Source organism: Ectothiorhodospira lacustris (assembly GCF_022227845.1).
Lineage (GTDB): Bacteria > Pseudomonadota > Gammaproteobacteria > Ectothiorhodospirales > Ectothiorhodospiraceae > Ectothiorhodospira > Ectothiorhodospira lacustris.
Window position 1 is genome coordinate 66,216 of sequence record NZ_JAJNQN010000005.1, and the last position, 26,743, is coordinate 92,958.

At 64.1% G+C, this 26,743-nt stretch carries 20 protein-coding genes; 6 read left to right on the forward strand and 14 right to left on the reverse strand.

Annotated features, from left to right (window positions below; translation table 11 throughout):
- Positions 1–12 precede the first annotated feature (12 nt).
- The 6 genes from LQ956_RS05520 to LQ956_RS05545 form a co-directional block, all read right to left on the reverse strand.
- On the reverse strand, positions 13–1,017 hold the full coding sequence (locus LQ956_RS05520; protein ID WP_238629936.1) for a porin: 1,005 nt from the start codon (positions 1,015–1,017) through the stop codon (positions 13–15).
- Positions 1,018–1,101: 84 nt separating this feature from the next.
- Positions 1,102–1,965, reverse strand: coding sequence for a glycine betaine ABC transporter substrate-binding protein (locus tag LQ956_RS05525; RefSeq protein ID WP_430733417.1), 864 nt, complete (start codon positions 1,963–1,965; stop codon positions 1,102–1,104).
- 393 nt (positions 1,966–2,358) lie between these two features.
- Positions 2,359–3,207 carry an ABC transporter permease gene (locus LQ956_RS05530; RefSeq protein WP_238620521.1) on the reverse strand — a complete coding sequence of 283 codons (849 nt, stop codon included), beginning with the start codon at positions 3,205–3,207 and terminating at the stop codon, positions 2,359–2,361.
- Positions 3,204–4,376, reverse strand: a complete 1,173-nt coding sequence (locus LQ956_RS05535; protein WP_238629938.1) for a quaternary amine ABC transporter ATP-binding protein — start codon at positions 4,374–4,376, stop codon at positions 3,204–3,206. The genes LQ956_RS05530 and LQ956_RS05535 overlap by 4 nt, the downstream gene beginning before the upstream one ends.
- Before the next feature lie 203 nt (positions 4,377–4,579).
- On the reverse strand, positions 4,580–6,565 hold the full coding sequence (locus LQ956_RS05540; RefSeq protein WP_238620522.1) for a BCCT family transporter: 1,986 nt from the start codon (positions 6,563–6,565) through the stop codon (positions 4,580–4,582).
- Positions 6,566–6,891: 326 nt separating this feature from the next.
- Positions 6,892–7,668, reverse strand: coding sequence for an exodeoxyribonuclease III (locus tag LQ956_RS05545; RefSeq protein ID WP_238629935.1), 777 nt, complete (start codon positions 7,666–7,668; stop codon positions 6,892–6,894).
- A gap of 120 nt (positions 7,669–7,788) precedes the next feature.
- Between LQ956_RS05545 and pyrE the strand changes: the two genes are divergently transcribed.
- Entirely contained in the window at positions 7,789–8,430 is a 642-nt protein-coding gene (gene pyrE / locus LQ956_RS05550) for an orotate phosphoribosyltransferase (RefSeq protein WP_238620524.1), read from the forward strand.
- A 61-nt stretch (positions 8,431–8,491) separates the two neighbouring features.
- Complete coding sequence (locus LQ956_RS05555; protein WP_238620525.1) at positions 8,492–9,145, forward strand: DUF4124 domain-containing protein; 654 nt, start codon at positions 8,492–8,494, stop codon at positions 9,143–9,145.
- Positions 9,146–9,151: 6 nt separating this feature from the next.
- Here LQ956_RS05555 and argB read toward each other — a convergent pair whose 3' ends face one another.
- The 4 genes from argB to coaBC form a co-directional block, all read right to left on the reverse strand.
- The gene (gene argB, locus LQ956_RS05560) at positions 9,152–10,057 is read right to left on the reverse strand and encodes an acetylglutamate kinase (protein ID WP_238620526.1); all 906 of its coding nucleotides are present in this window, start codon (positions 10,055–10,057) and stop codon (positions 9,152–9,154) included.
- Between the two features lie 147 nt (positions 10,058–10,204).
- On the reverse strand, positions 10,205–11,590 hold the full coding sequence (locus LQ956_RS05565) for a phosphomannomutase/phosphoglucomutase (RefSeq protein ID WP_238629934.1): 1,386 nt from the start codon (positions 11,588–11,590) through the stop codon (positions 10,205–10,207).
- Between the two features lie 56 nt (positions 11,591–11,646).
- On the reverse strand, positions 11,647–12,102 hold the full coding sequence (gene dut, locus LQ956_RS05570; RefSeq protein WP_255721883.1) for a dUTP diphosphatase: 456 nt from the start codon (positions 12,100–12,102) through the stop codon (positions 11,647–11,649).
- Between the two features lie 143 nt (positions 12,103–12,245).
- Positions 12,246–13,439 (reverse strand): bifunctional phosphopantothenoylcysteine decarboxylase/phosphopantothenate--cysteine ligase CoaBC, encoded by a 1,194-nt coding sequence (coaBC, locus tag LQ956_RS05575; protein WP_238629933.1) that lies wholly within the window; start codon positions 13,437–13,439, stop codon positions 12,246–12,248.
- A gap of 222 nt (positions 13,440–13,661) precedes the next feature.
- Between coaBC and LQ956_RS05580 the strand changes: the two genes are divergently transcribed.
- From LQ956_RS05580 to LQ956_RS05595, 4 genes are all read left to right on the forward strand, one after another.
- Positions 13,662–14,192 carry a TlpA family protein disulfide reductase gene (locus tag LQ956_RS05580; protein WP_238620529.1) on the forward strand — a complete coding sequence of 177 codons (531 nt, stop codon included), beginning with the start codon at positions 13,662–13,664 and terminating at the stop codon, positions 14,190–14,192.
- Between the two features lie 10 nt (positions 14,193–14,202).
- On the forward strand, positions 14,203–14,850 hold the full coding sequence (locus LQ956_RS05585; RefSeq protein WP_238629932.1) for a DUF938 domain-containing protein: 648 nt from the start codon (positions 14,203–14,205) through the stop codon (positions 14,848–14,850).
- A gap of 204 nt (positions 14,851–15,054) precedes the next feature.
- Complete coding sequence (locus LQ956_RS05590; protein WP_238629931.1) at positions 15,055–16,371, forward strand: MFS transporter; 1,317 nt, start codon at positions 15,055–15,057, stop codon at positions 16,369–16,371.
- A gap of 151 nt (positions 16,372–16,522) precedes the next feature.
- Positions 16,523–17,071 carry a hypothetical protein gene (locus LQ956_RS05595; RefSeq protein ID WP_238629930.1) on the forward strand — a complete coding sequence of 183 codons (549 nt, stop codon included), beginning with the start codon at positions 16,523–16,525 and terminating at the stop codon, positions 17,069–17,071.
- An 86-nt stretch (positions 17,072–17,157) separates the two neighbouring features.
- Here LQ956_RS05595 and LQ956_RS05600 read toward each other — a convergent pair whose 3' ends face one another.
- From LQ956_RS05600 to LQ956_RS05615, 4 genes are read right to left on the reverse strand one after another with little or no spacing between them, the layout of a single operon-like run.
- Positions 17,158–19,008: a formylglycine-generating enzyme family protein gene (locus tag LQ956_RS05600; protein WP_238629929.1), complete on the reverse strand. Its 1,851-nt coding sequence runs from the start codon at positions 19,006–19,008 to the stop codon at positions 17,158–17,160.
- Positions 19,009–19,057: 49 nt separating this feature from the next.
- On the reverse strand, positions 19,058–23,416 hold the full coding sequence (locus tag LQ956_RS05605) for a hypothetical protein (protein ID WP_238629928.1): 4,359 nt from the start codon (positions 23,414–23,416) through the stop codon (positions 19,058–19,060).
- Positions 23,417–23,424: 8 nt separating this feature from the next.
- Positions 23,425–24,735, reverse strand: a complete 1,311-nt coding sequence (locus LQ956_RS05610) for a hypothetical protein (RefSeq protein WP_238629927.1) — start codon at positions 24,733–24,735, stop codon at positions 23,425–23,427.
- 14 nt (positions 24,736–24,749) lie between these two features.
- Positions 24,750–26,561, reverse strand: a complete 1,812-nt coding sequence (locus LQ956_RS05615) for an NHL repeat-containing protein (protein ID WP_238629926.1) — start codon at positions 26,559–26,561, stop codon at positions 24,750–24,752.
- Positions 26,562–26,743 lie beyond the last annotated feature (182 nt).

Genomic DNA, 26,743 nt, shown 5'->3' on the forward strand with positions numbered 1-26,743 from the left:
CGAAAGGGTCCATCAGAAGTCGAAACGCACGCCGGCGGCGAAGACCTGGCCGCCGCGAACATCGCCCAGGGTACCCTCGCTGCTGTCATAAGGCTGCTGCCGTCCACCCCGCTTCTCGGTAATCGCGGCGGTTTCCTGCTCGAAATAGTACTCGGCAAAGAACGTCAGGCTGGGATTGAACTGATGATCCACGCCCACGTGGACGATGCTCTCACCGTAGTTTTCCACCTCGGCCACCATCAGCTTGAAGGTGTTCTTGCCCAGGGTGTAGCCGGCATAGACATTGACGGCATTGTTCCCGTCAGTCGCATCATCATCGCTGCTGATACGCTCGAACTTGCCTGCCAGATACAGATTACCGATGGCATGAGCGGCAGAAACACCCACGATTCGAGTATTGTCATTTCCATTCAGCTCATCCATGCCGATGGCCAAGGTGGTATCACCGAAGTTGTAGCTGCCGGTCAGCTGAACGCGATTATCATCATTGTCGCCGTTGTCCTCACTCCAGGCGAAGGCGAAGGACAGGCCGCTCATGTCCGGGCTGTAGTAACTGACAGTGTCACCCTGGCGAAAGGCCGTATAGGTGGCAAACCCGCTGTAGTAGGTGCTGAACATGTCCACCGGGGCGGCAATGGCATTGTAGTAGGGCAGCCACATCTGGCCATAGAGCAGGGTCCCCATCTCGCCCTGGACACCGATCTGGGCCACGCGCACATCCTGCTCCTGGTCCCACGGGTCCTGAACGGCCTTGTTGGCCAGATCCAGGGGCAGTTCCAGCTGACCGATCAGGGTCAGGCCTTCCATCAGGGGATAGTCCGCATTGAAACCGATGTTGGAATAGGCATCCCGCACGCCGGTATAGGAGTCCAGATGCTCCCGGTTATCGGGCCGCACGGACTCCACCTGCACCCGGGCGGAGCCGTAGAAATCAAAGTTGAGGTCACTCGCCTGTACGGCCGCCGGCACGGCCATGGCTGCGGCAACGGATGAGGCGATCAGGGTCTTTCTGTTCATGGGTCAATTTCCAGTCAAGTATATCGATGGTTACACGGGTAGCGAGCGGCCGGAAAAACAGGGGCCACCCGCCACCAAAAACAATCAGGGCAACCAGGTCTCCACCAGATCCCGGTTCTGTTCCACCCAGCGCTTCGCATTCTGGTAGGGATCACCACCCTCCTCATTCATGATCATCAGCGCCGCCATCTGGGCGGGGGTCCAGCTGAAGTTGTCGAGGATGGCGTAGGCCTCGGGCATCTCGTCTTTCAACCCGGCACGCACGATGGTGTGAATGGCTTCCTCGCCGCCATAGATACCCTTGGGATCATCCAGGTATTTCAGCTCCCAGCGGCCTTCCTTCCAGTGGGGGGTCCAGCCGGTGACCACCACCCAGTCATTGTTGCGGACGGCATTGGCCAGCACGCCGGTCATGGTGGCATCGGAACCTTCGATCAGGCGCAGTCTCAGGCCGTATTCGTCGATCACCCGCTCGGTGCTGCTCATCAGGCCCGCGCCGGGGTCGATGCCGATGATGCGACGGTCAAAACGGCGTGCGTGGTCGTTCAGCTCTTCGATGGAGTCAATTTCCACATAGGTCGGGACCATCAGACCGATACGGGTACCCACCAGGCTGGGACCCAGGTCTTCCACCCGATCCTTCACCCGCTCCAGGTAATGCTCATGGGTGGTAGGCAGCCAGGCAGCCACGAAGGCATCCTGGTCACCGGTGCCGACGGACTGCCACATGGCTGCGGCACTGACGGACGTCAGCCGCACGTCGTAACCGGCCTCTTCCAGTACCACCCGGATCACATTGGTACTGGCCACTTCACTGGCCCACTCCACATAGGGGATGTTGATCCGGCCCTTGTCGCCGGCCATGGCCGACAGGGGAGCGAATACCAGGGTTGCCACCAGGATCAGACTGGTGATCGCCGGGATTCCCGGCCTTGTTGTTGAAGTCATCATCTTCCTCCGGAAAATTGCATGGATACTCATAAAGTCCTGAAAAAGCCTCTTGCCGTCACTTCCGCGAAGGGTCCCTATCGCGACCCCCGATGAAGGCCCTCCCGCCGTCATTCCCGATACTTCCAAGTCGTCATTCCCGCCCCAAGTCGTCACGCCCCCCCCAGGTCGTCACTCCCGCGAAAGCGGGAGCCCAGGGTTTTGAACCCGCGACTGGATTCCCGCCTTCGCGGGAATGACGGGCTCAACTGTCGGCCCATGACCGGATTCCCGCCTTCGCGGGAATGACTTATTCAGGACCTCCCTCAAGAACCGTTCCCTGGAAAGGACTGCTCTCTATGAATCCTGAAGAGAGCCCCCCCCGAACTCGAGCCGGGGGAAATATGGCGACGGCTATGCCCCGGGCTTCTGCCCGATGCGCTGGGTCACCCGGTCCAGGATCATCGCCAGGATGACGATGGCAATACCGGCCTCGAAGCCGTTGCCCGGCTGCAGCCGCTGGATTGCCCGCCACACTTCGCCACCCAGACCGCCGGCGCCGATCATGGCGGCAATCACCACCATGGACAGGGCGAGCATGATGGTTTGATTGATGCCCGCCATGATGGTGGGTACCGCCAGCGGCAGCTGGACCTTGAACAACTTCTGCTTCCAGCTGGCGCCGAAGGCATCCGCGGCTTCCACCAGCTCCCGAGGCACCTGACGGATACCCAGAATGGTGAGACGGATGGCCGGTGGCATGGAAAAGATCACGGTGGCGAACATGGCCGACACCTGCCCCAGACCGAAGAAGGGAATCGCCGGAATCAGATAGACGAAGGCGGGCATGGTCTGCATGAAGTCCAGTACCGGCATGGTGGCCCGATGGAAGCGCTCCGACAGACCGCCCAGAATGCCGATAGGCAACGCGATGGCCACCGCGACCGCAGTCGCAAACAGCACCAGGGTGAGGGTCTCGATGGTGGCCTGCCAGAGTTGCAGGTTCCACAGGAACAGCAGGCCGGCCACGGTCCCGATGGCCACCCGACGCCCCGCCGCCCACCAGGCAATGCCGGCAAAGGCCAGGATCACCACCCAGGGGGGCGGAAAACTCAGCAGCATCACCACGCCGTCCACTCCGTCACTCAGGACGGTGCTGATGGCCCGGGTCAGACCGGAGAAGGTATCGGTCAGCCAGTCCAGGCCATCGTCGATATAGTCCGACAGGGGAAACTTGCCAAAGAAAGGAAAATCATGATTCATGACAGTGCTTCACTGGTTCGGTCCGCGGCGGTTTCCGGTGCCGTCGCTACATGATCCGACTGACCGGCCGACAGGGCCGCCAGCACGTTGCTCTTGACGATGGTGCCCAGCAGACGCCCACCGTCGTCCACCACCGCCGCTGGAATACGACTGTCCGCCAACAACCCGATCAGGGTGCTGACCGGCTCATCCGGCCCCACCGTCTGATGGTCCCGCTGGATGTGGGCCGCAATCTGCTTGTCTCCCTGCTCGATCGCCCGCCCCATGTCATCCGCCCACACGTAGCCCTCCAGGGTGCCGTCCCGCTGCACCACGAAGAGGCTGTAGAAACTCTCCTTCTCCATCTTGTGCAGGGCCGTGCGGGGGCCGTCCGAGGGAAGGGCCAACACCCTTGCATCGCGCATGATCCCGCCGGCGGTGAGGATCTGGGTCTTGTCCACATCTTCCACAAAGCGCTCCACATAGCGGCTGGCCGGAGAACTCAGGATCTCTTCCGGGGTCCCGATCTGGACCACCCGCCCATCCTTCATCAGCACGATGCGATCACCAAGCCTGAGGGCCTCATCCAGATCGTGGGTAATGAACACGATGGTCTTCTTCACCCGCGCCTGGAGATTGATCAGCTCCTGCTGCATGTCCCGGCGTATCAGCGGGTCCAGCGCACTGAAGGCTTCGTCCATGAGCAGGATGTCCGGGTCCACGGCCAGTGCCCGGGCCAGCCCCACCCGCTGCTGCATGCCCCCGGAGAGCTGCGCGGGCCAGGCCTGCTCCCAGCCGTCCAGACCCACCAGCTGCAGGGCCTGGTCTGCCCGCTCCTCACGCTCGGCCTGCTCCATGCCGCAGATCTCCAGTCCGAAGGCGGTGTTCTGCAGGATGTTCCGGTGGGGGAACAGGGCAAAGTTCTGGAACACCATGCCGAACTTGCTGCGCCGTAACGCCAGCAGATCCTTGTTGCTCAATACGGTGATGTCTTCCCCATCGATGAGCACCTGGCCCGCCGTCGGCTCGATCAGGCGGTTGAGACAGCGGATCAGGGTGGATTTGCCACATCCGCTCAGGCCCATGACCACCAGGATCTCCCCTTGCGCCACATCAAAACCGACGTCGGCGACACCCAGGGTGAGCCCGGTACGTTGCTGGATCTCCTTACGGTCGTATCCCTCCTCCATGAGCTTCAAGGCCGGGGCCGGCGGGTCGCCGAAGACCTTGGTGAGGTTTTTGACTGCTATTTTGGGTTGCAAGGCTACTGTCCTGTCTTCCCCCCGTAAGGGGTGGGTCGGTGTCAGTGTCTGACGACGGGCATCATCGGATGCCGGAAAAAGAAAAAGGCCGCGGATCAGACCGATCCACGGCCCGCGATATCAAGCAAGGGTCAACGCACGGCGCTGAGAAAATGCATGTGACGCTCGTAGTGCTCCAGAACGTCGTTGATGATGGCGTCCTTGCTCCAGCCCATGACGTCATAGTCCTGGCCGCCTTCGCTCAGATGCACTTCCGCATGGAAATACTTGAGTGCCTCGGCGCGCTGGCTGCGGGTATCGCGCATGACGAAGGTGGGGGGCTCATAGGCACGGGGACGCACTGAGTAAAAGAAGTCGATCTCCTCGCCGTGGCGGACCTCTACCCAGCAGCGTCCATCCTCGCCCACCCCGGTGTGAGCATCCCGATTCTGCTTGCGCAGTTCCTCGGCCACCGCCTCCAGGGCCGGTTTCACGGCCTCCTGGATATAGCGCATGACCTCGTTGCGCCGGGGCTGATGGACGATGGCGCGCAGGCGCGACTGCCAGCTCAGGGGTGAGTGGGGGCCGATGGGCAAGACCCGAGCCTGCAGGCTGATCCGCTTCATGGTGTCGATGCGCAGTGCCCTGAGCAGCCCCCAGCACATGAAGCACATGATGATGGCGAACGGCAGGGCGCTGGCGATGGTGGCCGTCTGCAGGGCCGCCAGGCCGCCGGCGATGAGCAGGGCCGCCGCCACGACACCTTCGATCACGGCCCAGAAGATTCGCTGCCAGGTGGGCGACTCTTCCCGGCCACCGGAGGTGAGGATGTCCACAACCAGAGAGCCGGAGTCCGAAGAAGTCACAAAGAAGGTCACTACCAGGAGTGTGGCCACCATGGCCATGATGGAGGACAGGGGCAGATGCTCGAAGAACTGAAACAGGGCCACCGAGGTATCCGCCGCCACCGCATCCGCCAGCTCGGTGATGCCCTGCTCCATGATCATGTGCAGGGCGGTATTGCCGAAGAAGGTCATCCACATGATGGTGAAGCCCACCGGCACCAGCAACACCCCGAAGGTGAACTCACGAATGGTGCGCCCCCGGGAGACACGGGCGATGAACATGCCCACGAAGGGCGCCCAGGCGATCCACCAGCCCCAGTAGAACAGGGTCCAGCCACCGATCCATGAGGTGGGTTCGTAGGCGTACAGATTGAAGGTCATGGAGAACAGGTTGGACATGTAATTGCCCGTGTTCTGCACCAGGGTCTGCAACAGATAGACGGTGGGTCCGGCCACCAGCACGAAGGCCAGCAGCCCCCCGGCCAGAATCATGTTCAGCACCGAAATCCGGCGGATGCCGCCATCCAGGCCCAGGGCCACGGACAGGGTGGCGATGGCGGTGATGACCACGATCAGGATGACCTGCACCGAGAGGGTATTGGGAATATCGAACAGATAGTTCAGGCCGGAGTTGATCTGCATGACGCCGAACCCCAGGGAGGTGGCGACGCCGAAGATGGTGCCCAGCACGGCAAAGGTGTCCACGGTGTGGCCGATACCCCCATGGATGCGGTCACCGATCAGCGGATACAGGGAGGAGCGGATGGTCAGCGGCAGATCATGGCGGAAGGCAAAATAAGCCAGGGACAGGGCCACCACGCCATAGATGGCCCAGGCATGCACCCCCCAGTGGAAGAGGGTGATACGCATGGACTGGCGGGCCGCCTCGACGGTTTCCGGGTCTCCCACCGGCGGGGTGACGTAGTGCATGACCGGCTCGGCCACGCCGAAGAACATGAGACCGATGCCCATGCCGGCGGAAAACAGCATGGCAAACCAGGAGGCATAACTGTAATCGGGCCGGCTGTGATCCGGACCCAGCTTGATGGTGCCGTAACTGGAAACCGCCACCCCGACCATGAAGACCACGAACCCGGCCACCGCCAGCACATAGAACCAGCCCACAGACTCGGAAATCCAGCCCTGCACGGCACTGAAGACGGTACCGGCCGTCTCGGTGAAGATGGCCGCAAACAGCACGAAGACCAGAGTGAGTACTGCCGAGGTGATGAACACCGGCGGGTTCATGAGGATGCGTGGAGCACGGGCTGAAGATGCACTCTGTTCGGTCATGTAACCTCCCTTCGTGGGTTTGATCGCCGGAATTCAGCGGAAAGCAAACCTCCCGCAAGCCTTTTTTACGCTAACATGAACCTTTGACATAATGCGAACTGGTTAAAAAATAGCCAGCAAGGCCGGCCTTGGCACCGCATTCACCTGGGATTTTGAAGGCATACCCTGTTGAAGGTGCTGAATCAGCGCCCCTATCGTCACTCCCGATACTCTCAGGTCCTCACTCCCGATACTCTCAGGTCGTCACTCCCGCGAAAGCGGGAGACCAGAATACCGACCCCTGCCTGGATTCCCGCCTGCGCGGGAATGACCTGCCAGGGATATCCCTATGGGAACGGCCAGTCGTAGTCGGTGATGACCGGGGCATGGTCCGAGAAGCGCTCGTCCTTGTAGATGCTCACCCCACGGGCCGATGCCGCCACCCCCGGCGTGGCAATCTGGTAATCCAGTCGCCACCCCACGTTCCTCGCCCAGGCCTGCCCCCGGTTGGCCCACCAGGTGTACTGTTCCGGCGCCTGATTCAGGCACCGGAAGGTGTCCACCCAGCCTACCTCATCAAATAGCACATCCAGCCAGGCCCGCTCTTCAGGCAGGAAGCCGGAGTTCTTCTGGTTGCTGCGCCAGTTGCGCAAGTCGATGGGCTTGTGGGCGATGTTCCAGTCCCCGCACAGGATGTATTCGCGCCCATCGGCCCGCTTTTGTCGCATTTGCCCCATGAACGTGTCCATGAAACGGTACTTGGCCGCCTGGCGCGGTTCGCCGGAAGATCCGGACGGCACATAAACGGATGCAATACTCAAGTTACCGAAACGCGCCTCGATATAGCGGCCTTCAGGATCGAACTCCTCGGAATCCATCCCCATCACAATTTCATCGGGTTTGCGCCGGGCATACAGGGCCACCCCGCTGTAACCCTTCTTTCGGGCATCCAGGTAACAGGTGAAATAGCCGGCGGGATGAAAGGCCTCATCGGTCAGTTGATGGATCTGGGCCTTGGTCTCCTGGAGGCAGACCACATCCGCATCCCGGGCCTTGAGCCATGCATAAAAGCCCTTGCGGGCGGCGGCACGAATGCCGTTGGCATTGAGTGTGATGATTCGCATCGGATCGGCAGGGCAGTATTCACGAGGTCCGGGTACAATCCGACAACTTAACACAGCCCCCCGACAGGGGGCGCCCGGCCCTGCTTGTGCCCTCCCACAGGAACTTGTAATTTCTCAATCATGAATACCTATCGCACCCAGTTTCTCCAGTTCTGCCTGGAACGCGGCGTCCTGCGCTTTGGTTCCTTCACCCTCAAATCCGGCCGCACCAGCCCCTATTTCTTCAATGCAGGCCTATTCAACACCGGCCGGGACCTGGCCCGCCTGGGGGCCTTCTATGCCCGCACCCTGGTGGAATCGAACGCCCAAGTGGACATGTTGTTCGGCCCCGCCTACAAGGGCATTCCCCTGGTGGCCGCCACCGCGGTGTCCCTGGCCCAGGAACACGACCACGACTATCCCTACTGTTTCAATCGCAAGGAAGCCAAGGATCACGGCGAAGGCGGCACCCTGGTGGGCGCCCCTTTGTCCGGGCGCGTCATGATCGTGGACGATGTCATCACCGCAGGCACCGCCATCCGTGAATCCGTGGAGATCATCAAGGCCGCCGGCGCGGAACCGGCGGGCGTACTGATCGCGCTGGATCGCCAGGAACGGGGGCGCGGCGCACTGTCCGCCATCCAGGAAGTGGAACGGGATTACGGTCTGCAGGTCCATGCTATTGCGTCCCTGTCGGACCTGATCGTCTTTCTGGAAGACCTGCCGGACATGGCACAGCATCGTGCCGCCGTGCAGGCCTATCGGGAAGAGTTCGGCATCTAGCCGTATAGCCGTGCCGGAGACGCACGGGCAACGGCACCCCTGAACCCCGATGGGAAGAGGCATGCCCAGGATCTCTCCAGCAGCAGGAACCACACTGATACTGACGGCCTTGCTGGCCGCCGGGGTCAGTGGCATTGCCTCCGGCCAGGTCTATCGCTGGGTGGATGAATCCGGCCAGCTCCACTTGAGCGACACCCCTCCCCCGGACAGCGCCCGCTATGACCGCGAAGTCCTCGATCGCCGGGGGCTGGTGATCCAGCGCCTGGAGCGGGCACGGACATCGGAAGAACTGGCGGCCGAACAAGCGGAACGGGAGCGCCTGGAGGCCCTGGAACAACAACGAGCGGAGCAGGAGCGGATCGACCGGATTCTGCTGCAGTCCTTCGGCTCGGAGCGAGAACTGCTGCACGCACGGGATGACCGGGTGGCCCTGATCGAGGCCAACATGAACCTCACCCGGGACAAGCTGGTTAATCTGCGCGAGCAGCTGACACAGACCGAGACCCGCATTGCCGGTCTTGAGGCGGGTGGCAGACCGGTACCGGAAGGCCTGCGGGAACAAACCGATTCCCTGCGCCGCCAGATCCGGGGGCAGGAGGAGTACCTGGAAGAACGCCGACAGGAGCGGGATGCCGTGCTGGACCGATTCGCCCGGGACCTGGCGCGATTTCGGGAGCTGCGTCGGCGACAGGCCGACCCACAGCCCCCGCGCTGAAGACCGTCAGCCCCGGATCAGAGTGCCAACCCCCTTGTCGGTGAGCAGTTCCAGCATCACCGCATGCGGCACCCGGCCATCAATGATATGGGCCGTCTTGACGCCGGACTTCACCGCGTCCAGGGCACACTGGATCTTGGGGATCATGCCGCCGTGAATCACCCCGGCGGCGATCAGTTCGTCCACCTGACGCGCCGTCAGGCCGGTGAGCAGGTTGCCCTCCCCATCCAGCACCCCGGCGGTGTTGGTGAGCAGGATCAGCTTTTCCGCCCCCAGCACCGTGGCCATTTTGCCCGCCACCAGATCGGCATTGATGTTATAGGCCGCCCCATCCTCGCCCACGCCCACGGGGGCGATCACGGGAATGAAGGCCCCCGAATCCAACATGTGCACCACGGCGGGATCGATGGAGGCCACCTCCCCCACGTGGCCCAGGTCGATGATCTCCGAGGCCTCCGGGTCCTCCCCGGCACGGCGATGGGTCAGGCGCCGGGCCCGGATCAGCCCGCCGTCCTTGCCCGTCAGGCCCACTGCGCGGCCACCGAACTGGTTGATGAGACTGACGATCTCCTTGTTCACCAGGCCGCCCAGCACCATCTGCACCACGTCCATGGTCTCCCGGTCCGTCACCCGCAGACCGTCCACGAAACGGGATTCCTTGCCCAGCTGGCTGAGCATCTTGCCGATCTGAGGCCCTCCGCCGTGGACCACCACGGGATTCAGGCCCACCTGTTTGAGCAGGACGATATCTCGCGCAAAGCCACGCTTGAGCGCCTCATCCACCATGGCGTTGCCGCCATACTTGATGACCAGTGTCTTGCCGGAAAAGCGCTGGATATAAGGCAGCGCCTCGGTCAGGACCCGAGCGATGGTCTGAGGGCTGGTGTGGTCCATGGCAGTGTTTTCGGACATTCAGGAAGTCTCCGGTTTCAGACCGGGCTGGTGTTGAAGAAATTCTGAAACAACCCGTTGCCGTCACTCCCGCGCAGGCGGGAATCAAGGGGTTTCAGTATGCTACTGGATTCCCGCCTGCGCGGGAATGACGGCGACGAGAGAGCTCTAGAACGGCAGTTCCAGTTCCGGATCCACCGCCAGCAGGCGGTCACGGAACAATGCCTGGATCCGGGCCAGGGCCTCTGGACTGCTCCCTTCGAAGCGCAGGGTCAGGCAGGGGGTGGTGTTGGAAGCCCGCACCAGCCCCCAGCCATCGTCGAAATCCGCCCGCAATCCGTCGATGCGATTCACCCGGGCACCGTCCGGGTCCGGTTCGGACAAGAAGCGGGCCATGAAGGCGGCATGCCCCTCTTCTCCCCCGGGCGCCACCAGCAGTTCGGGGGTGTGACAGCCCTGGGGCAACTCATCGAACACCCGGGACGGTGGACGAGGGTCACGGGCCAGAAACTCCAGCAGCCGCGCCCCCGCATAGATGGCATCATCCACTCCGAGCCAGCGATCGCGAAAAAAGATGTGACCGCTCATCTCTCCAGCCAGCAGGGCGTCGGTCTCTTCCATGCGTGCCTTGAGCAAGGAGTGGCCGGTGCGCCACATGTCCGGCACGCCGCCAAGTTCCTGCACCCGGGCGGCCAGATGGTGAGAGCATTTCACATCAAACACCACGGTACTGCCGGGGTGATGGGCCAGGACATCGGCGGCAAAGCACATCATCAGGCGATCCGGCCACTGGATGCGCCCCCGACCATCCACCACGCCGAGCCGATCCCCATCACCGTCAAAGGCCAACCCCAGATCCAGGCCGCCGGATTCCACCGCCTGCCGCAGATCCTCTAGATTCTCGGGGCGGGACGGGTCAGGATGGTGGTGAGGGAAATGCCCATCCACCTCGCAGTAGAGGGGCACCACCTCGCAACCCAGCCGCCGGAACACCTCCGGCGCCACCACCGCGGCGGCGCCGTTGCCGCAATCCACCGCCACCCGCAGGGGGCGGACCAGGTGAATGTCGGCGCAGAGCTCATCCAGGTACCGGCCGCAAACATCCGCGGTCTCCAGGGTGCCGCCGGGGGCGGTGGGCAGGCGCCCCTCGTCAATCCGGCGACGCAAACGCTGCACCGTTTCCTGGTGCAGGGTGCGCCCCGCCAGCATGAGCTTGAAGCCGTTGTAGGCAGGAGGATTGTGACTGCCGGTGACCATGATACCGTTGCCGCCGGCCTCCTTGAGTGCGGCGTAATAAGTCACCGGCGTGGGCAGGCAACCCACCTGAATCACCCGCAACCCCGCCGCCAGCAACCCCTCTATCAGCGCAGACTCCAGCTCGAGACTCGACAGTCGGCCGTCACGTCCGACCGCCACCTCCCGCACCTCCAGCTCGCGGGCCTCAGCACCGTAGGCCCGGCCGATGGCCCGGGCGGTATCCGGATTGAGGCGTTCACCCACCACGCCGCGGATGTCATAGGCCCGGAAGATGCCGGGGTCCACATTCATGCTCATGATCTGTTCCTCGGCATGTGCCTGCGCTCCCGGTGTTTGGTCATGTCTGGCCCGGGCTAACCCCTGCCCGAGGACCCAAACCCACCGGTGCCCCGGTGGCTCGCCTCGAAATCATCCACCACCTGGAAACGGGCCTGTACCACCGGCACCACCACCAACTGGGCAATGCGCTCGCCGGGCTGGACGACGAACGGCTCCGCCCCCCGGTTCCAGCAGGAGACCATGAGCGGGCCCTGATAGTCGGAGTCGATGAGGCCGACGAGATTCCCCAGGACGATGCCGTGTTTATGGCCCAGCCCGGACCGGGGCAGAATCATCGCCGCCAGCCCGGGGTCCGCCAGATGCATGGCAATGCCGGTGGGGATGAGATGGGTTTCCCCGGGCTGCAGGGTCAGGGGTCCGTCCAGGCAGGCCCGCAGGTCCATGCCGGCGGAGCCCGGGGTGGCCGGTTCCGGCAAGGGAAAGTCCGTGCCGGCACGGGGGTCAAGGATCTTGATCTGGATGGCGCGCATGATGTCGATGATCGATTGTCAGATGGAAACAGGAATTGTAGGGAAGACAGCCCCCATGAGCATCCCGCAACCGTGGGAGCCGGCCTGCCGGCGAACGGCAACGCCGGGCAAAACCTTCGCAGCCGAGGGCCGCTCCCACGGGGTCAGCCGCCCCCATGCTGTCGGGCAATCAATGCCACCAGCTCACGGGCCAGTTGCAATTTGGACTGTTGCGGCAAAGACAGGGAACCACCTCGCCAGAAGACCGTCAGGGCATTGTCCGCCACATCGAACCCCCGCCCGCCGGAGACATCATTGGCGGCGATCATGTCCAGCCCCTTGGCCTCAAGCTTGCCCCGGGCGTAGGTCTCCAGATCATCGGTTTCCGCCGCAAAACCCACCGTGAACGGCCCGTCCGGCAGGGCCGCCACCGCTGCGAGGATGTCCGGATTCTTCACCAGGGTCAGTTGCAGCTCATCCGCCTGTTTCTTGATCTTGCGCTCCGCCGGCGCCGCCATCCGGTAATCCGCCACCGCCGCCGTGGCAATGAACAGATCCGTCTCACCGGCTCTCGCCATCACTGCCTCATGCATCTGCAAGGCCGTCTCCACCTCGACACGGGTCACCCCGCGAGGGGTATCCAGATGGACCGGGCCACTCACCAGACACACCTGCGCCCCGGCCTCGGCCGCCGCCGCCGCCACCGCAAACCCCATGCGCCCGGAACTTCGGTTGGTGAGATAGCGCACCGGGTCCAGAGGCTCACGGGTCGGACCGGCGGTCACCATCACCCGCACCCCCGCCAGCGCACCGCCGGCAAACAGATCCTCCACCGCCGTGACGATCTGCCCCGGCTCCAGCATGCGCCCCTCCCCCACCTCACCGCAGGCCTGGTAACCGGCACCGGGGCCGAACAGGCGGACGCCCCGTTCCAACAGGGTGCGAACATTGGCCTGGGTGGCGGCATTGGCCCACATGACCCGGTTCATGGCCGGGGCCAGGCAGACGGGGGCCTCAGCGGCCAGACACAGGGTGGTCAGCAGGTCATCGGCCATACCCTGGGCCAGCCGGGCCGTGAGGCCGGCGGTGGCCGGGGCAATGAGAATGACATCGGCCCAGCGGGCCAGACTGATGTGATCCATGCCCGCCTCGGCCTCGGCGTCGAACAGGGCCGTGCGCACGGGATGGCCGGACAGGGCCTGGAAGGTGAGCGGGGCCACGAACTCGGTGGCGTGGGGGGTCATCACCACCCGGACCTCGGCACCGGCATCCATCAGCCGCCGGGTGAGCTCGCAGGCCTTGTAGGCGGCAATGCCGCCGGAAACGCCCAGAAGGATATGTTTGCCTGTCAGTGACATGGGAAGAGTCTACGGAAAAACCCGGCAATCCAGAAGCATTTTGCCGTGTTCCCGGCGCACGAGAGTACCCAGCCTCATATCCACCAAACAGCCCCCCTGATCCGTGCTATACGGGTAGGGGATTCCTTATCGCTTCCGTGAGCCGGGAAGATGCACCATCCGTCCGTTCCGTTCCGACTTTTTGAGCGTCTACGCCGTCATGCCGGGCTGCTCGGCTGCCTGATGGCTTTGCCCCTGCTGTCCTGTGGTTCTTCCAGGGATCAGACCGGTGAGTTCTATACCGACTGGGATCGTGCCGGTGGCTGTGCCGCTGTTCCATTGGTAGCCGACGAGCGTGTGGATGGAACGGGGCGCCGGGTAGATGTGTGCGACAAGGTGGAGGAAGGCTGGATCTGGGTGACCTACGCGGCGGCCTGGTGCGGGGCTAGTCAGACCCAGGCTGCCGCCATTCGTGAACTGCTCCGGTCGGCCGGGCCTTCACTGCAGGTCTACACCGTGCTGACCAGTGCCGATGAACCGTTTCAGCCGGCGGGGGTCGCTGAGGCCCGCCGTTGGGCCGGCCGCTTTGGCCTTCCCCCCGAACGGGTACTGGCAGAAGGGCACAGCATCCGCACCCTGCCACAACACCTGCTGATCGGTCCCGATGGGCGGACTTGGTACCGTTACATCGGTTATCTGCAAGCCACGGAGATGCAGACCATCATCCATGGCTTCGCCACCAGCGAGCGGTTTCCGTTCATACCGCCAAGATGAGCGCAACCCGATGCCCACCGACACCCGCCTGGATTCAGCTTCCTACCACGAAAACATCACGCCCATTCTGGCGGTACTGCGGGATGCCTTCCAGGATCTGGAAGGCCACGCCCTGGAAGTCGGTAGCGGGACCGGTCAGCATGTGGTTGACTTTGCGCGCGAATTCCCCGGGATCACCTGGTGGCCCACCGATATTGACCCGCATCACCTGAAAAGCATCGAGGCCTGGCGGCAGTATGTCTCCCTGCCCAACCTGAACGCACCGGTGCGGCTGGATGCGAGTCAGACTGACTGGGAACTGGGACAATCCAATCGGCCGCCCGGCGATGGCTTTGTAGTCATGGTGTGTATCAACGTGGTGCACATCTCCCCATGGGCCACCACGGCGGGCCTGCTCAGGAATGCCGGCAAGTATTTGATGCCGGGCGGCCTGCTCTACCTCTATGGCCCCTACTCCCGCGATGGGAGGCATACCGCGCCCAGCAACCAGCGGTTTGACCAGTATTTGCGGACGCAGAACCCGGCCTGGGGCGTGCGGGACATCGCCGACATCGAAACTGCGGGGCGGGAACATGGGCTTTCCCTGCAATCCGTGATCGACATGCCGGTGAACAATGTCTCCATCATCCTGGAGCGAGTGTATGACGGAGGGCCGTAAAATCCATCTCTCGGCTCCCTCACCACGGCCATGGATTCCCGCGTGCGCGGGAATGGCGCTCCTGGTGACCACATTGCGGGAGCTGGCCTGATCAACGTGCCATAAGGTCGCCCTGAACACCACCCGGCATGGTTGAACATCCGGTGGCAATCGTGCATACCTTAGCTTTCGCTTATTTTGCCCAAGTTTACAGGAAGCGCCAGCATGCCCCCCCATTACGATCCGGCCCGTTTCGAACGGATCCGCTGGACCATCTACAGCGTCCTCATCGCCGCCTACATGCTGGTGTTCTTCCACCGCTTTGCACCGGCGATGGTCTCCAGCGAACTGAGTGCCGCGTTCGGCGTGACGGCGGCGGCCCTGGGATCGTTATCGGCCATGTATTTCTACATCTATACCGCCATGCAGATCCCCGCCGGGGTGCTGGCGGACACCCTGGGATCCCGCTATGCCGTCACCCTGGGCAACCTGGTGGCCGGCAGCGGTTCCATCGTCTTCGGGCTGGCGGATACCCTGGCCACCGCCAGCGTGGGCCGTTTCCTGGTGGGCCTGGGGGTCTCGGTGGTCTTCGTCGGTCTCATGAAGAGCAACACCGTCTGGTTCAGCGAGCGCAAGTACGGCAGCATCAGCGGACTCACCCTGCTGCTGGGCAATCTGGGCGCCATTGCCGCCACCGGCCCCCTGGCCCTGATGCTGCTCTACGTGGAATGGCGCAGCCTGTTCGTGGCTCTGGGGATCGTCGCCATTGTCCTCGCCCTGCTCTCCTGGTGGCTGGTCAGGGACCGTCCCGAACAACTGGGCTTTCCCTCGGTGCGGGAGATGGAAGGCTTGCCGCCCCATGCCCCCAGAAAACAGCACTGGATCAAGGATCTGCGGGCCGTGCTGGCCAACCGCCGGCTGTGGCCGGGGTTTGTCTATGACTTCGGCATCACCGGCAGCCTGTTCGGCATGCTGGGACTCTGGGCCATCCCCCTGTTGCGGGACGTGCACGGCCTGAGCCGGGGAGATGCCTCGGTCTACACCACCGTGGCCACGGTCGCCTTTGCCGTCGGCTGCCTGCTGGCGGGCAGTTTCTCCGACCGCCTGGGTCGGCGCCGTCCCGTGCTGCAGGCCGGTGCCCTGGTCTACCTGACCGTCTGCCTGGGGCTGCTGTTCCTGCCCTGGGGTCCGGGGGCCTCCGGGCTGACCCTGTTCACCCTCATGGGTCTGAGCGCCGGCTGTTTCGTGGTGGCCTACGCCCATGCCAAGGAAGTGGCGGACCCGGCCCTCTCGGGCATGGCCATCGCCCTGGTCAATACCGGCCTGTTCCTGGGAGCCGCCCTGTTCCAGCCCCTGTTCGGCTGGGCCATGGACCTGGGCTGGGAGGGCCTGGTGAGCGGCGGTGTCCCCGTGTACACGGCGGCCGATTACCAGCGCGGGCTGTGGCTGCTCACCGGCTTTGCCGCCCTGGCTGTCATCGCCTCCTGGCGACTGGTGGAAACCGGCTGTCGGAACATGACCCTGGCCGCGCCGCGCACCTGATCCGGAGATCGACATTCCAGTGCTCATGGAAATACTGCGCGGGCCACCTTCCGTCACGTCATTCCCGCTTGCGCGGGAATGACGTGATCGAAACATCTTGAAGAACAACTGACGGCGAGACACACCCACCCCCGAACCAAAGGAAACCACCATGCTCAAGCGGATTGCAATCATTGCCAGTGTATTCTTCCTGCTGGCAGGCCAGGCCCTGGCGATGAACATCACCTCATCGGACATGGAGCGGTTCATCAGCACCTTTGAACAGCTCATACCCCATATCGATGACCATGAGTTTGATGACGATGATGACGATGATGACGACGATGACGATCTGAATTTCCTGGACATCGACACCATGAAAAGCGAGTTCATGGAAATCCTTGCCGACAACCGGGAAGCCGAGAACATCATCCGTCGCAACGGCTATGCCTCGGTGTCTACCTTCGCGGAACAGTCCGCCTATATCACGCGGGCCTACATCGCCCATATCGGCATGATCAGTATTGACGAGTTCCAGACCGCCCTGCAGGACATGCCCGCCGAAGAGCGCAAGGCCCTGATGGCCATGCCCTTCTTCCAGACCTTCCATGACACCCGGGCACGCTTCGCTGCGGTGCCCGCCGCCCAGATCCGCGCCATCCTGCCCTACCTGGATCAACTCAACGCGCTGTTTGAAATGGAAGAGGACGACCTGGACTGAGCACCCTGGCCTGAAACCGAACACTATCGCCCCGACCGAACCGCACCCGGCGCCGGGTGCCAAGGGACGATAATGCTCAGCGCCCTCTATCTGCCACCGCCTTCAGGACTCATGGCGTCCGACCCGGGCAGCACTCGCACCGGCCGAAACCCGTCTTCCCCCATGCCCATCATGCCCCCCGAGCTTCTGGCGGCTGAACGAACATCCGCTTCAGACCTGAGCCAACTACCTCCACGGGATATCATCAGCGTGCAGGAAGCGCTCTCCCTCAGCGGGCTGCCATCCGTCGGCATCAGCTCAACATTGCCGGAGGAGCAATCGCGGGTCCATTCCATGACATTGCCACTCATGTCATACAGGCCGAAGGTGTTGGCGGCCTTGGCCGCAACGGGATGCGTTCGACCGTCACTGTTGCATCGATACCAGGCCACCTCGTCGACTTGATTGCTCCCGCAGTAGCGCAACTCGGTACCGGCTCGGCAGGCGTATTCCCACTCCGCGGAACTGGGTAGCCGATACTCGTGGCCGGTCTTCCTGCTCAGGTGATAGAGAAACACCTCGGCATCACGATGCGAAACACTATCGACCGGACAATCGGGGCAATCCTTGAAGCGGGAACGCTCCTCATCCATCAAGGCAGACCATTGCGCCTGGGTGATCGGCGTTTTAGCCATGGCAAAGGGTCGCGCGATGGTGATCCTGATCCGTGGCCAGTCGTGCTCCGTGCGGCCGGGATCGGACTCGGGAGCACCCATGAGGAAACTGCCGGCCGGAATCACCACCATCTCCGGACATTCCGGGCAATCCCGGAAATATTCGAAATTGGTTCCCGCCTGACTGGAGGGCGACGGACTGGCCTTCTGCTGGGCTTCCAACTGCCCGCTGAACGCCGGCGAACGCAGCAGATTGGGGTGATACTCATAGACCCAGGTCACGGTGCCGCGACCAGACCAGCCATTGGCCCGTATTTCAACGGTGAACTGATCACCCGGGCAGCCCTGGTCAGGCCACCGAATCGTGGCTTCTCCCTGGGGGTTGCCGATGGAATCCGGGTTGTCTGGAGAAAACCTGCCGGTCGCCGCGCGACCACGATCCGAGACCGGCCGGCTACCGGACCGGTATTGAGCGCTAACGGCGAAACCGCCCGACCGAGGGTCCGTCCCTGGCGACGCCCCGCTCAGGTATTCCACGCCGCTACCGGCGTCGATCACCCGAATTCGACCGTCCCAGGCGCTTCCGTTGAAGACATAACGCGGCGGTTCGTCCCAGTTCATGTCGAAGGCGAGGCCAACCTGACGCAAGTAGCCTTGACTGGACTGTTTAACCTGCGCCCGATCAACAGCACCATCAGATCGAAGACTGAAAGAGAATGTCCTTTGATGGCTATCGCGATTCTGTCCCGAGCGTTCTTCGGCGGAAACCATCACCCAGCCCGGAACGCCGTCGAGCGTGAGCGTTTCACCGTGCTGCGTTGCCCGCTCGGAAATCGACGCGGCCAAGGAAGTTTCCGCCGGATCAAAGCTCGCCAGCAGTTGCGCCAGGGCGCGAAGTTCATTGATACGGGAGGACAGGTAAGGCGCCTCACTCGAACGGGCGACAAGCGCTTCCACCATGATCCGATCGGCACCGAGCAGGTCGATATCATAAGATCGCAACTCCAGTGCCAACTGACTGAAACGCTCCGGCAGCCGATCCCAACCACGGAGGGCTCTGACGGTAAGTTGACCCCTGGCTGCAAGGCCCACCAGCTCTGCCGGCAGATCGGCCTGTCGGGTCTCGGCGCCTTTTTCCCTCGCCGTCACTTCGGCTCGCTCCGTACCGACAGCAGTTTCAATTTCCTGCCCGAATGCACTTGCGGCCAGCCACAACATAGCCAGCGTGATAGCCATCATCATTCGGCAACGGGCGCGATGGCATGCCTTGAACCGGGTCATCATTGATTCTCCCTACGTATGCCGATACTGGGCGAGCAAATCTCGTGCCCTGTCAGTGCCGAAGCCCCTGCCCCAGGGCCTGTATGGCCCCACCCACCAGTTCCACCGCGCCCAGCGTATCCATGCCGGTCATCTGTCGTACCTCCTTGTCGGCGGCGATGGGATCCATCACCGCCCGGTTCATCGCCCGAGACAAACCCCGGTAAAAATCCAGCGACTCCTGGGCGGCCTGACGTTGCCCCGCATCGGGCGCTTGCCGCACCCGTGACTGCAGCAACGGGACCACCTTGGAATCGATATCCTTGGCGGTGCCGCGGTAGATCTCGAAGTTCTGGTTGTCCGTCCCCATGCCGGTGAAACGGCGCATCTCGTGTGCCTTGTGCACGGTCACGCCGCCTGCCTGGGCCGCATGCCGTGGGTTGATGACCGAATTCGGGTCCACCCCGGAACGCACGATGTCACGCACATGCAGCCATGCCGTGTCCTGGTAGGCCTCGGCATGGGCACTGCTGGTGACCATCTGCCAGGACCCCTGCGCGGTTCTCCCTCCGGCATTGCGGGCGTAGACCCGATTGAAACGTCCCTGTACGAAGGCGTTGGCCTCGGCCAGGCTCAGTTGCTGTGCCTGCCCGGTGGCGGGATCGACCCGCCGCAGATGGCTGGCATCGCCCGTGAAACGCATCGCCAGGTCCAGGTCCATGCCTGGCGAGCTATTGCCCGCGTTGCGGATGGGTCGAAACTGCAGGGCATCGGGGGCAATCCCCTGGGCCTGCAGGTCGGCACGCAGATCCCTGACCACCTGGCGGGTGTGCAACCGATCGGTGAAGTTGTAGTCCCTTTGGGCCAGTGGATCGGCGCCCCGCTTCATCCAGAGCTTGGCGTGGGGGGCGTGCTTGATGGCGGCAGTGGTGTCCATTAGCGCCCGGTTGGCGTCGGTCCAGGTGCGGGTCCGCCACATCAGGTCACCGCTGTAGCGCACGCCATCCACTTCGATGTAACCCTGCTGTCGCATGCTCCGTTCAAGGCGGCGGACTTGCGCGAACTGGGCCTGGTGCTGCTCCGCCAGGGCGCGGCCCGCGGCCCGCTCCTCGCGGAAATTCACCTTGCGCTGGGCCTCGCGCCAGGCCTCCCGGCGGGCCTGCCGATGGGAAGCCTGGATCTGCCCCTGTACGTTCAGGGCGGCCTGGGTGGCGGTCTGGACCACCTTGCGTTGCACATAGGTGGAGGCCACGCGCCGGGCGGCGCCCTCGACGCCACCGGCCTGGTAGCCTTCATAGGCGGTCAGGGCATAGTCCGCCTTGGGCGACCAGTAACGCAGGGAGGTGAGCGCCGCGCCCCGGATGGCGCCGTGAACATCACCCTGCTCCGCATAACCGGCGATGCCGCCGCTGGTGATGCCATAGGCCACCGACAGCACGCCGCCTCCGCTGACGAAGGGCGTGGCATACATGGCGTAGGTGGCTGCCTGCTGATAATTCTCCAGGATGTCCACCGCCAGTTGAGCCCAGGCCTCATCCTCCCGGGCGGCGGCACGCTGCTGTTCCGCCCGCGCCTGCAGGTTCCTGGCCACCACATGCCCCACCTGCACCTGCCGCTCCAGATCCATCCCGGTATCCCGCAACTGGCGATCCACCCAGTCCCTCAGGTCGCGGCGTTCTTCCGGCGGCAGGGTATCCACCATGTGCTCGATGCGGTCCAGATTGCGCCGTGACCGCTCCACCCGGGCCGCCATCTCCCGCCCCTGCGCCAGCATCTGCTCCTTGACCAGCTGATCCCAGGCAGTGGGAGTGCGGACGAAATTGCCCGTCCGCAGGGTGGTGATGGCATCCCGCTCTCCCTGCAGATCGGCCCGCTTGATGGTGAGTTGATGGGCCAGAAACCGGCGTTCATCCTCATTGCCGCTGCCGCGCATGGCCTGTTCCAGGCGCTGGATGTCGCCCTGCAGCCAGCCGATGTTGTTCTCGTGAAAGCGCACCCGGGCCTGCAGCGGATCATCCTCCGCCGGGGCCGATGATCCCTCCGGCGCCACCGGGATGTCGATACGCGCCACATCCAGATCACCCACGCCGAAGAGATTGCCCACCGGCAGGCTGTGATCCGTTGGTAACAGGCGCAGGCGGCCCGCCGCCACCAATTCACGCACCGTGAGATATTCGTTCTCATTGTTCGAGGGGAATCCTGGTATCACCTCGGGCATGAGCACACGGCACTCGATACAAGGCGCCACTTCTCCCACCTCATCAATGGGCTGGGGCAGCAGATCCAGGGGTGCGCCGGGCTCCAGCACGACCCTTGCCGTGGGCAGCCAGGATGCCGGGGCCTGCTCAAGACGGGCATCGCGCAGGCCGTATTCACCATGACTGCCGTATCCGTGCTCGGCCCAGCGCTCGTGCATGAAGGTGGGCGTCCAGTGATAACGCCCGCTGCGCAGGATCTCCATCAGATCCCGTAACTCGTGTAATCCGGCTTCCTGTATCCGCCGTATGTCGTGGCGACGTTCCACCTCCAGCACGCCTTGCAGGCCGGCCATCTGCTCTGCAAGCCATTCCAGGGTCTGCTGCCGGTATTGGGTGTATTCCAGCGCGATATCGGGAAAACGTGAATCCGTACCGTCCCCACCCCCATCGGGGCCGAGGCGTAGATGCCCCATCATCGCCTCCAGTTCAAACAGCTGATGGCGCTGAATCTGATCACGCAATCCCCCCGCATTGCCGATCACCGCCCAGTTCGGCACCTGGATCAGGAGGATGCGCGGATCTTCATCCCCACCCGGCTGGATCAGATAGTTCACCAGCTCAATGCCGTACAGCCACGGATAGGGCCAGCGCAGGGCGGGACGGCCATCCACCGTGGTCTGCGTCAGCCCGGTCATGGCATCGTCATACCGCCCCTGCATCCGGTGGGTCCGGACCCAGTCACCGGCGTCCGGGCTCATGAAATGGGGAATCATCCATTCATCAATCCACTGCCATCCGGCCCAGCGCCCCTGCACGATTGTCTCCGCCGGCACCGGATCGTGGATCACGAAGGCCAGCATCAGCGGCGCGGTGATCTGGTCCCGGGAAATGGAACCATCCCATCGCAAATGGCGATGTTCAAAGGCGTAGTGAAACACCGTCTTCAGTTCACCGAAGTCCTCGTGACGGGGGCAACCGCCGGCAAACCCACAGGCCGTCTCCGCCGACCAGCCGGGACGGGGGACGTGACGGACCTCGGCGGGCGGGGCCAGGGATTTCACCAGCTCGACAGCCTGCCGGGTTCTGGCCCGGGCACGCGCCTGTTCCCGCCGCACATCGGGTGGATCGCCCAGGGCATCAATGGCCGCCACCAGCTGTTCCATGTGCCGCTTCACGTCACCGATACGGGCGTTGAGCAACCCCACCCGATGCATGGCTGCGGCAATGTCTGCGTCCTCGCCGTAGGCCATGGCCAGTTCCACGGCAAAATCTGCCTCGTCCAGGCCCTCCAGCAGCGCCGCCATTTCCTGCTGCGCGGCCAGAAACTCCATCAGCAAGGGGTTGAGGGCCTGCAGCCAGGCCAGCACGGTCTCACTGGGATGCTCGAACAACGGTGCCCAGAGACGGCTGAAGGCCGCCTCATCGGCTTCCGACAGAACGCCGTAAAGCATGCGCATGCCCTGCATGGCAAAGATCACCTGCCCTGCCCAGTAGGTATCCCCCAGGGTATTGACGCCCTGGGCCAGGTCGGCGCGGATCAACCCCGCGGGCGGGGCGGGTACGCTGGGGGGCGGCGCAGCAGCGACATCCGGGGTGTCCTTCTCCGGTGGGAACAGCAACTCACGGGTGGCCCGGGCATCCAGACGCAGCGGAGGGTCAAAACCCTCCGGACGTTCCAGCCGGTCCAGCATCGCCGCCTCCATGGGGTCCTGGGCGAACAGAACGGCACCGAACCCCCCGCCCGGCATCGAGGCCGGGGCCTTTTCGAGAGATTCCCAGTCCTCCAGGGTCCAGGTCTGTTCGATATCCAGCGCACCCGCCAGCGCGGAGTCGGCGCCGGATGCTTCCATGCTCAGGGTCGTGATACGACCCATCAGGGCCTGCAGATCCCTGAGATGGCCCAGTTGATCCGCCGACAAGGACAGGCGCCCACTATCGGCATCCTCAACCCAGCGATCAACCTGCGCCTGATCCGCCGCCAGCAGGTCCAGCGAACGGCCATGCAGCGCCATCACCAGACCCTGATGGGCATCCGGCAACAGCCCCCAGGCCCGCAGGGCGCGCACGGTCAGCTTGCCCTGGGCCGCCAGCGTCTGCAGTTCCGGGGCCAGAGCCGGTGTGTCGGCCCTCGCGGGCGCAGTGCACTCCAGGAGCAGGGACAGGGTGCAGGCACCCATCATGCCGACAACAAGCCGTGACATTCCGCGGCGCCGGGACAGCAACAGGGTGTTCATGCCCATCCTCATTTCCCCCTGCCGGCTCGCAGCCGGGCAATGACCCCTTCCGCCTCCGCTTCCTTTCCGGGGGGGACCGGTACCACCACGTTCTGCTGGTCACGATAGACATACACCCCTCGACCACTGCTCACCCCGCGCAATCCGGAATACGTCAGCTCGATCCGGGCAGGACGGCCCTGCTTGCCCCTCTGCAATCGCGCCGACTCAAGCCGTGAGCCCAGTCCCGACCAATGGTGGGCCTGATGGCCGATGCAGACACCCTCCAGCCCCAGCCAGACCTGCGGTAACGCCTGTAACAGACGTCGACGGGTCCACAGGGGCATGAGCAACACGATCAGTGCAAGCAGCACCACCATGCCCGTCAGCACCCCCGCCACCACCAGACCCGCTCCCCGGTCCGGCGCAAACAGCACAAACCCCAGGCCCACCACCACGGCCATCACCGCCACCATCACCAGCCTGGCCAGCTTCTCCCCCCGGCTGCGCCGCATGTCCCGCTGCACGAAATCCCGCCACTGTTCGGGCGCCAGTTGCCAATGGGCCAGCAAACCCTCACCGGCCATGAGTCGCCTGAGCCAGGCGTACTGCCGACCGAAGATCAGGGCCGTGACAAGACCGGTCAATGCCAGCATGCCCCCGATCACGATCAGGGCGTAGACCGCGTCCGGCGCCGAACGCTGCGATAGCCACAGGCTCACCAGGGTCAGCGGCAGGAAAAAAAACAGCAGGCCCAGTCCCGCCCGCATGCCCCTGGCCAAATTGCTGGCCTGGGCAGGCGATTCACGAACCGGCAGCGCGAGCATCACCACCAGGACGATGCCCACGCACGCCCAGAGCAGCGGAAAACCCCGGAAAGGATGGGCCTGCGCCGAGGGTATGTCACCCAGACGCTGCAGCGGATCCACCCATTGCAGGCGGTAGAAATCCAGCGCCTCCCCGTCCCGCAGGGCCAGATGCACCCAGCCGCGCGGAGGATCGGTGACGGGCACCCGGTCCGGTGCCATCCAGGTCCGGTCGCCATCGAAACCCGTTAGCTCTCGACTCCACTCACCGGCCTCGACCTCCAGCATCGCCCCGCCGACCTGGTTCTGGATGAACTCCGCCATCGGCATGAAGGGACGCGACTGCCGGGACTGCTCGATCACGGCGGAAGACAGAAATGGCGACGCCCGCTGCCGGGGGGCATATTGCTGCTCGTGCAACTGTCCCCAGGCAACCGGCTCCACCATCACCAGGGTGGCGGCGGGATACCACCAGAGCGTGACACTCAGGGCCAGAAGCATGGCAACGATCAGACTGCGAAACACGAGCAACATGTGGATGGCCAGCCTCAGTGTGGGGGGGTGATGTCCCGCCAGGTGCCATGCACCGGGTCCAGTTCGTGAAGACCGTCGAGGGTACCCAGATAGACCCGGCCTCCCGCGGCAGTCAGTGCGTAAGGCGGCGGCCCAGGCGGTGCGTAGGCATTGCGTTCCACCCAGGTGCCATCCTCCCGACGCCGCAGGCGCACCAGACGATCGTCCTCGGTCAGCGCCAGTTCCGTGCCGTCGGTCAGGACTACGGCTTCCCCATACAGCGGATGTCGGATGGCGTCGTCGCGCCAGCGATCCTCGCCGGGTGCCAGCGAAAACACCGTGACCTGTCGACGAGTCCACAACATCCCGTCGGCGTCCAGTCCGGGCGCCCCGCGCTCAAGCTGGGCAAACCGGCTGTGCCCCCAAGGCTCACCGGGCCGCAGCCACACCAGGTCATTGGGACCCCAGGCCACCCCATGCCCCCCCGGCAGCCACCGCAGATTCCGTAGCTGATGGCCCAGAGCCCCACCGACCTCGACCGGCGTCCAGCGATCCTGTTCCGGATCCAGGCGGTGGAGCTGGCCGGTGTCGGCATGTATCCCGTACACGACACCCTCCGGGCCGGTGCGCAGGGCACGTACCCCCCCCGGCCCCGGCCATCCCGATGCCGACATTCCCCACTCCCCGGTCCGGCTGTCCAGACGCCGGGGCGGATGCCGTGTACTGCCCAGATAAAGGCGACCCACGGCGTCCACGGCCAGGGACACCGACCCATCGGTGAGGGGAAACGGAGTCTCGATCCGTTGCCAGTCCGCACCGGGATGCGGGCGCCGGTACAACCGATCGCCCATGAGAACGAACAACCCGCCCGACCCCACCGACGCCACTTGGTGGACGATCAGATCATTCCCGAAACGGGCCCGCACCCACTCCTCGCCCTGTCGACGGTACAGTCGTCCCTCCCGGGTCCCGGCCCAGGCGCGGCCCGCCCCGTCGAAGGCCAGGCTGAGCACGGGGATACCCGCCAATTCAGGCACCTTCCGCCAGCTGTCGCCGCCATCCCACGATTCCCGGACCCCGTCGCCGACACCGGCCAGCACCCGGCTGCCATCGGCGGACACCGCCAGGGCGGTTACCTTCACGGCCTGCAGACCCGACAGGCGCTGCCAGCGGACCTCACCGGGGCGCAGACGGTAAAGGCCGCCACCATAGGTTCCAGCATGGAGGGTACCGTCGTCCGCCAGCACCAAAGCCAGCACGTTGCCGTTGCCCAGACCGGACCCGACGGGCTGCCAGGCATCACTGCCGGGCTTGAGCCGCAGGACACCCGCGCCCATGCCGGCGCCATACAGGGCACCGTCTCCGGCGATGACGAACTGTTGCAGGGGCTGATCCGGAAGGCCCCGGACCTGCGGCGGGGAGAACCGGCCATCCGATAACCGCTGCGGCCCCTGGCCGAAGGGCCGGACCACGCAGCGAGCGCCGTGACAGGCCAGCGCGCCGGTGGGCTGATCGCTGAGTCGTTGCCACCCGGTCTGGTCGGATGAGCGCTGGTAGAGGCCGGTGCGTGTGCCGAGGATCAGCGAACGGTGGCTCTCGGCCAGAGCCACCGGTAACGCATCGGGCGCACCGGCGACGCGCCGGAACCGCCAGTCCGGTCCGCAGGCCCGATACAAACCGCCGGCCTGGCTGGTCAGCACCGACACGCAGCCGGTGGATTCCGGCAGGAGGCTCAGTATCGGCTGCGCCTGAACGGCACCAGCACAGAGGAGCAGCATGGACAGCATCGCCAGGCGCAGGGCGGTGACCGGATACCGGAGAGGCACCGAGGCGGTTGGAAAGACCATGTGCAAACGGGACGCTCCCAGGGTCGGAAAAGTATCATGAAGGTTCGAGGCCATACTGCCCCGCCCAGGCGGCGTGCGAAAGTCGACCATCTGTCGTCTTTTGGTGCGCGCGGAAAGGCGCCCCCTCTCCCGCCAAGGAAGGGCACCTGACCGGCTATACTGGAACCGACGCAACGGGCACA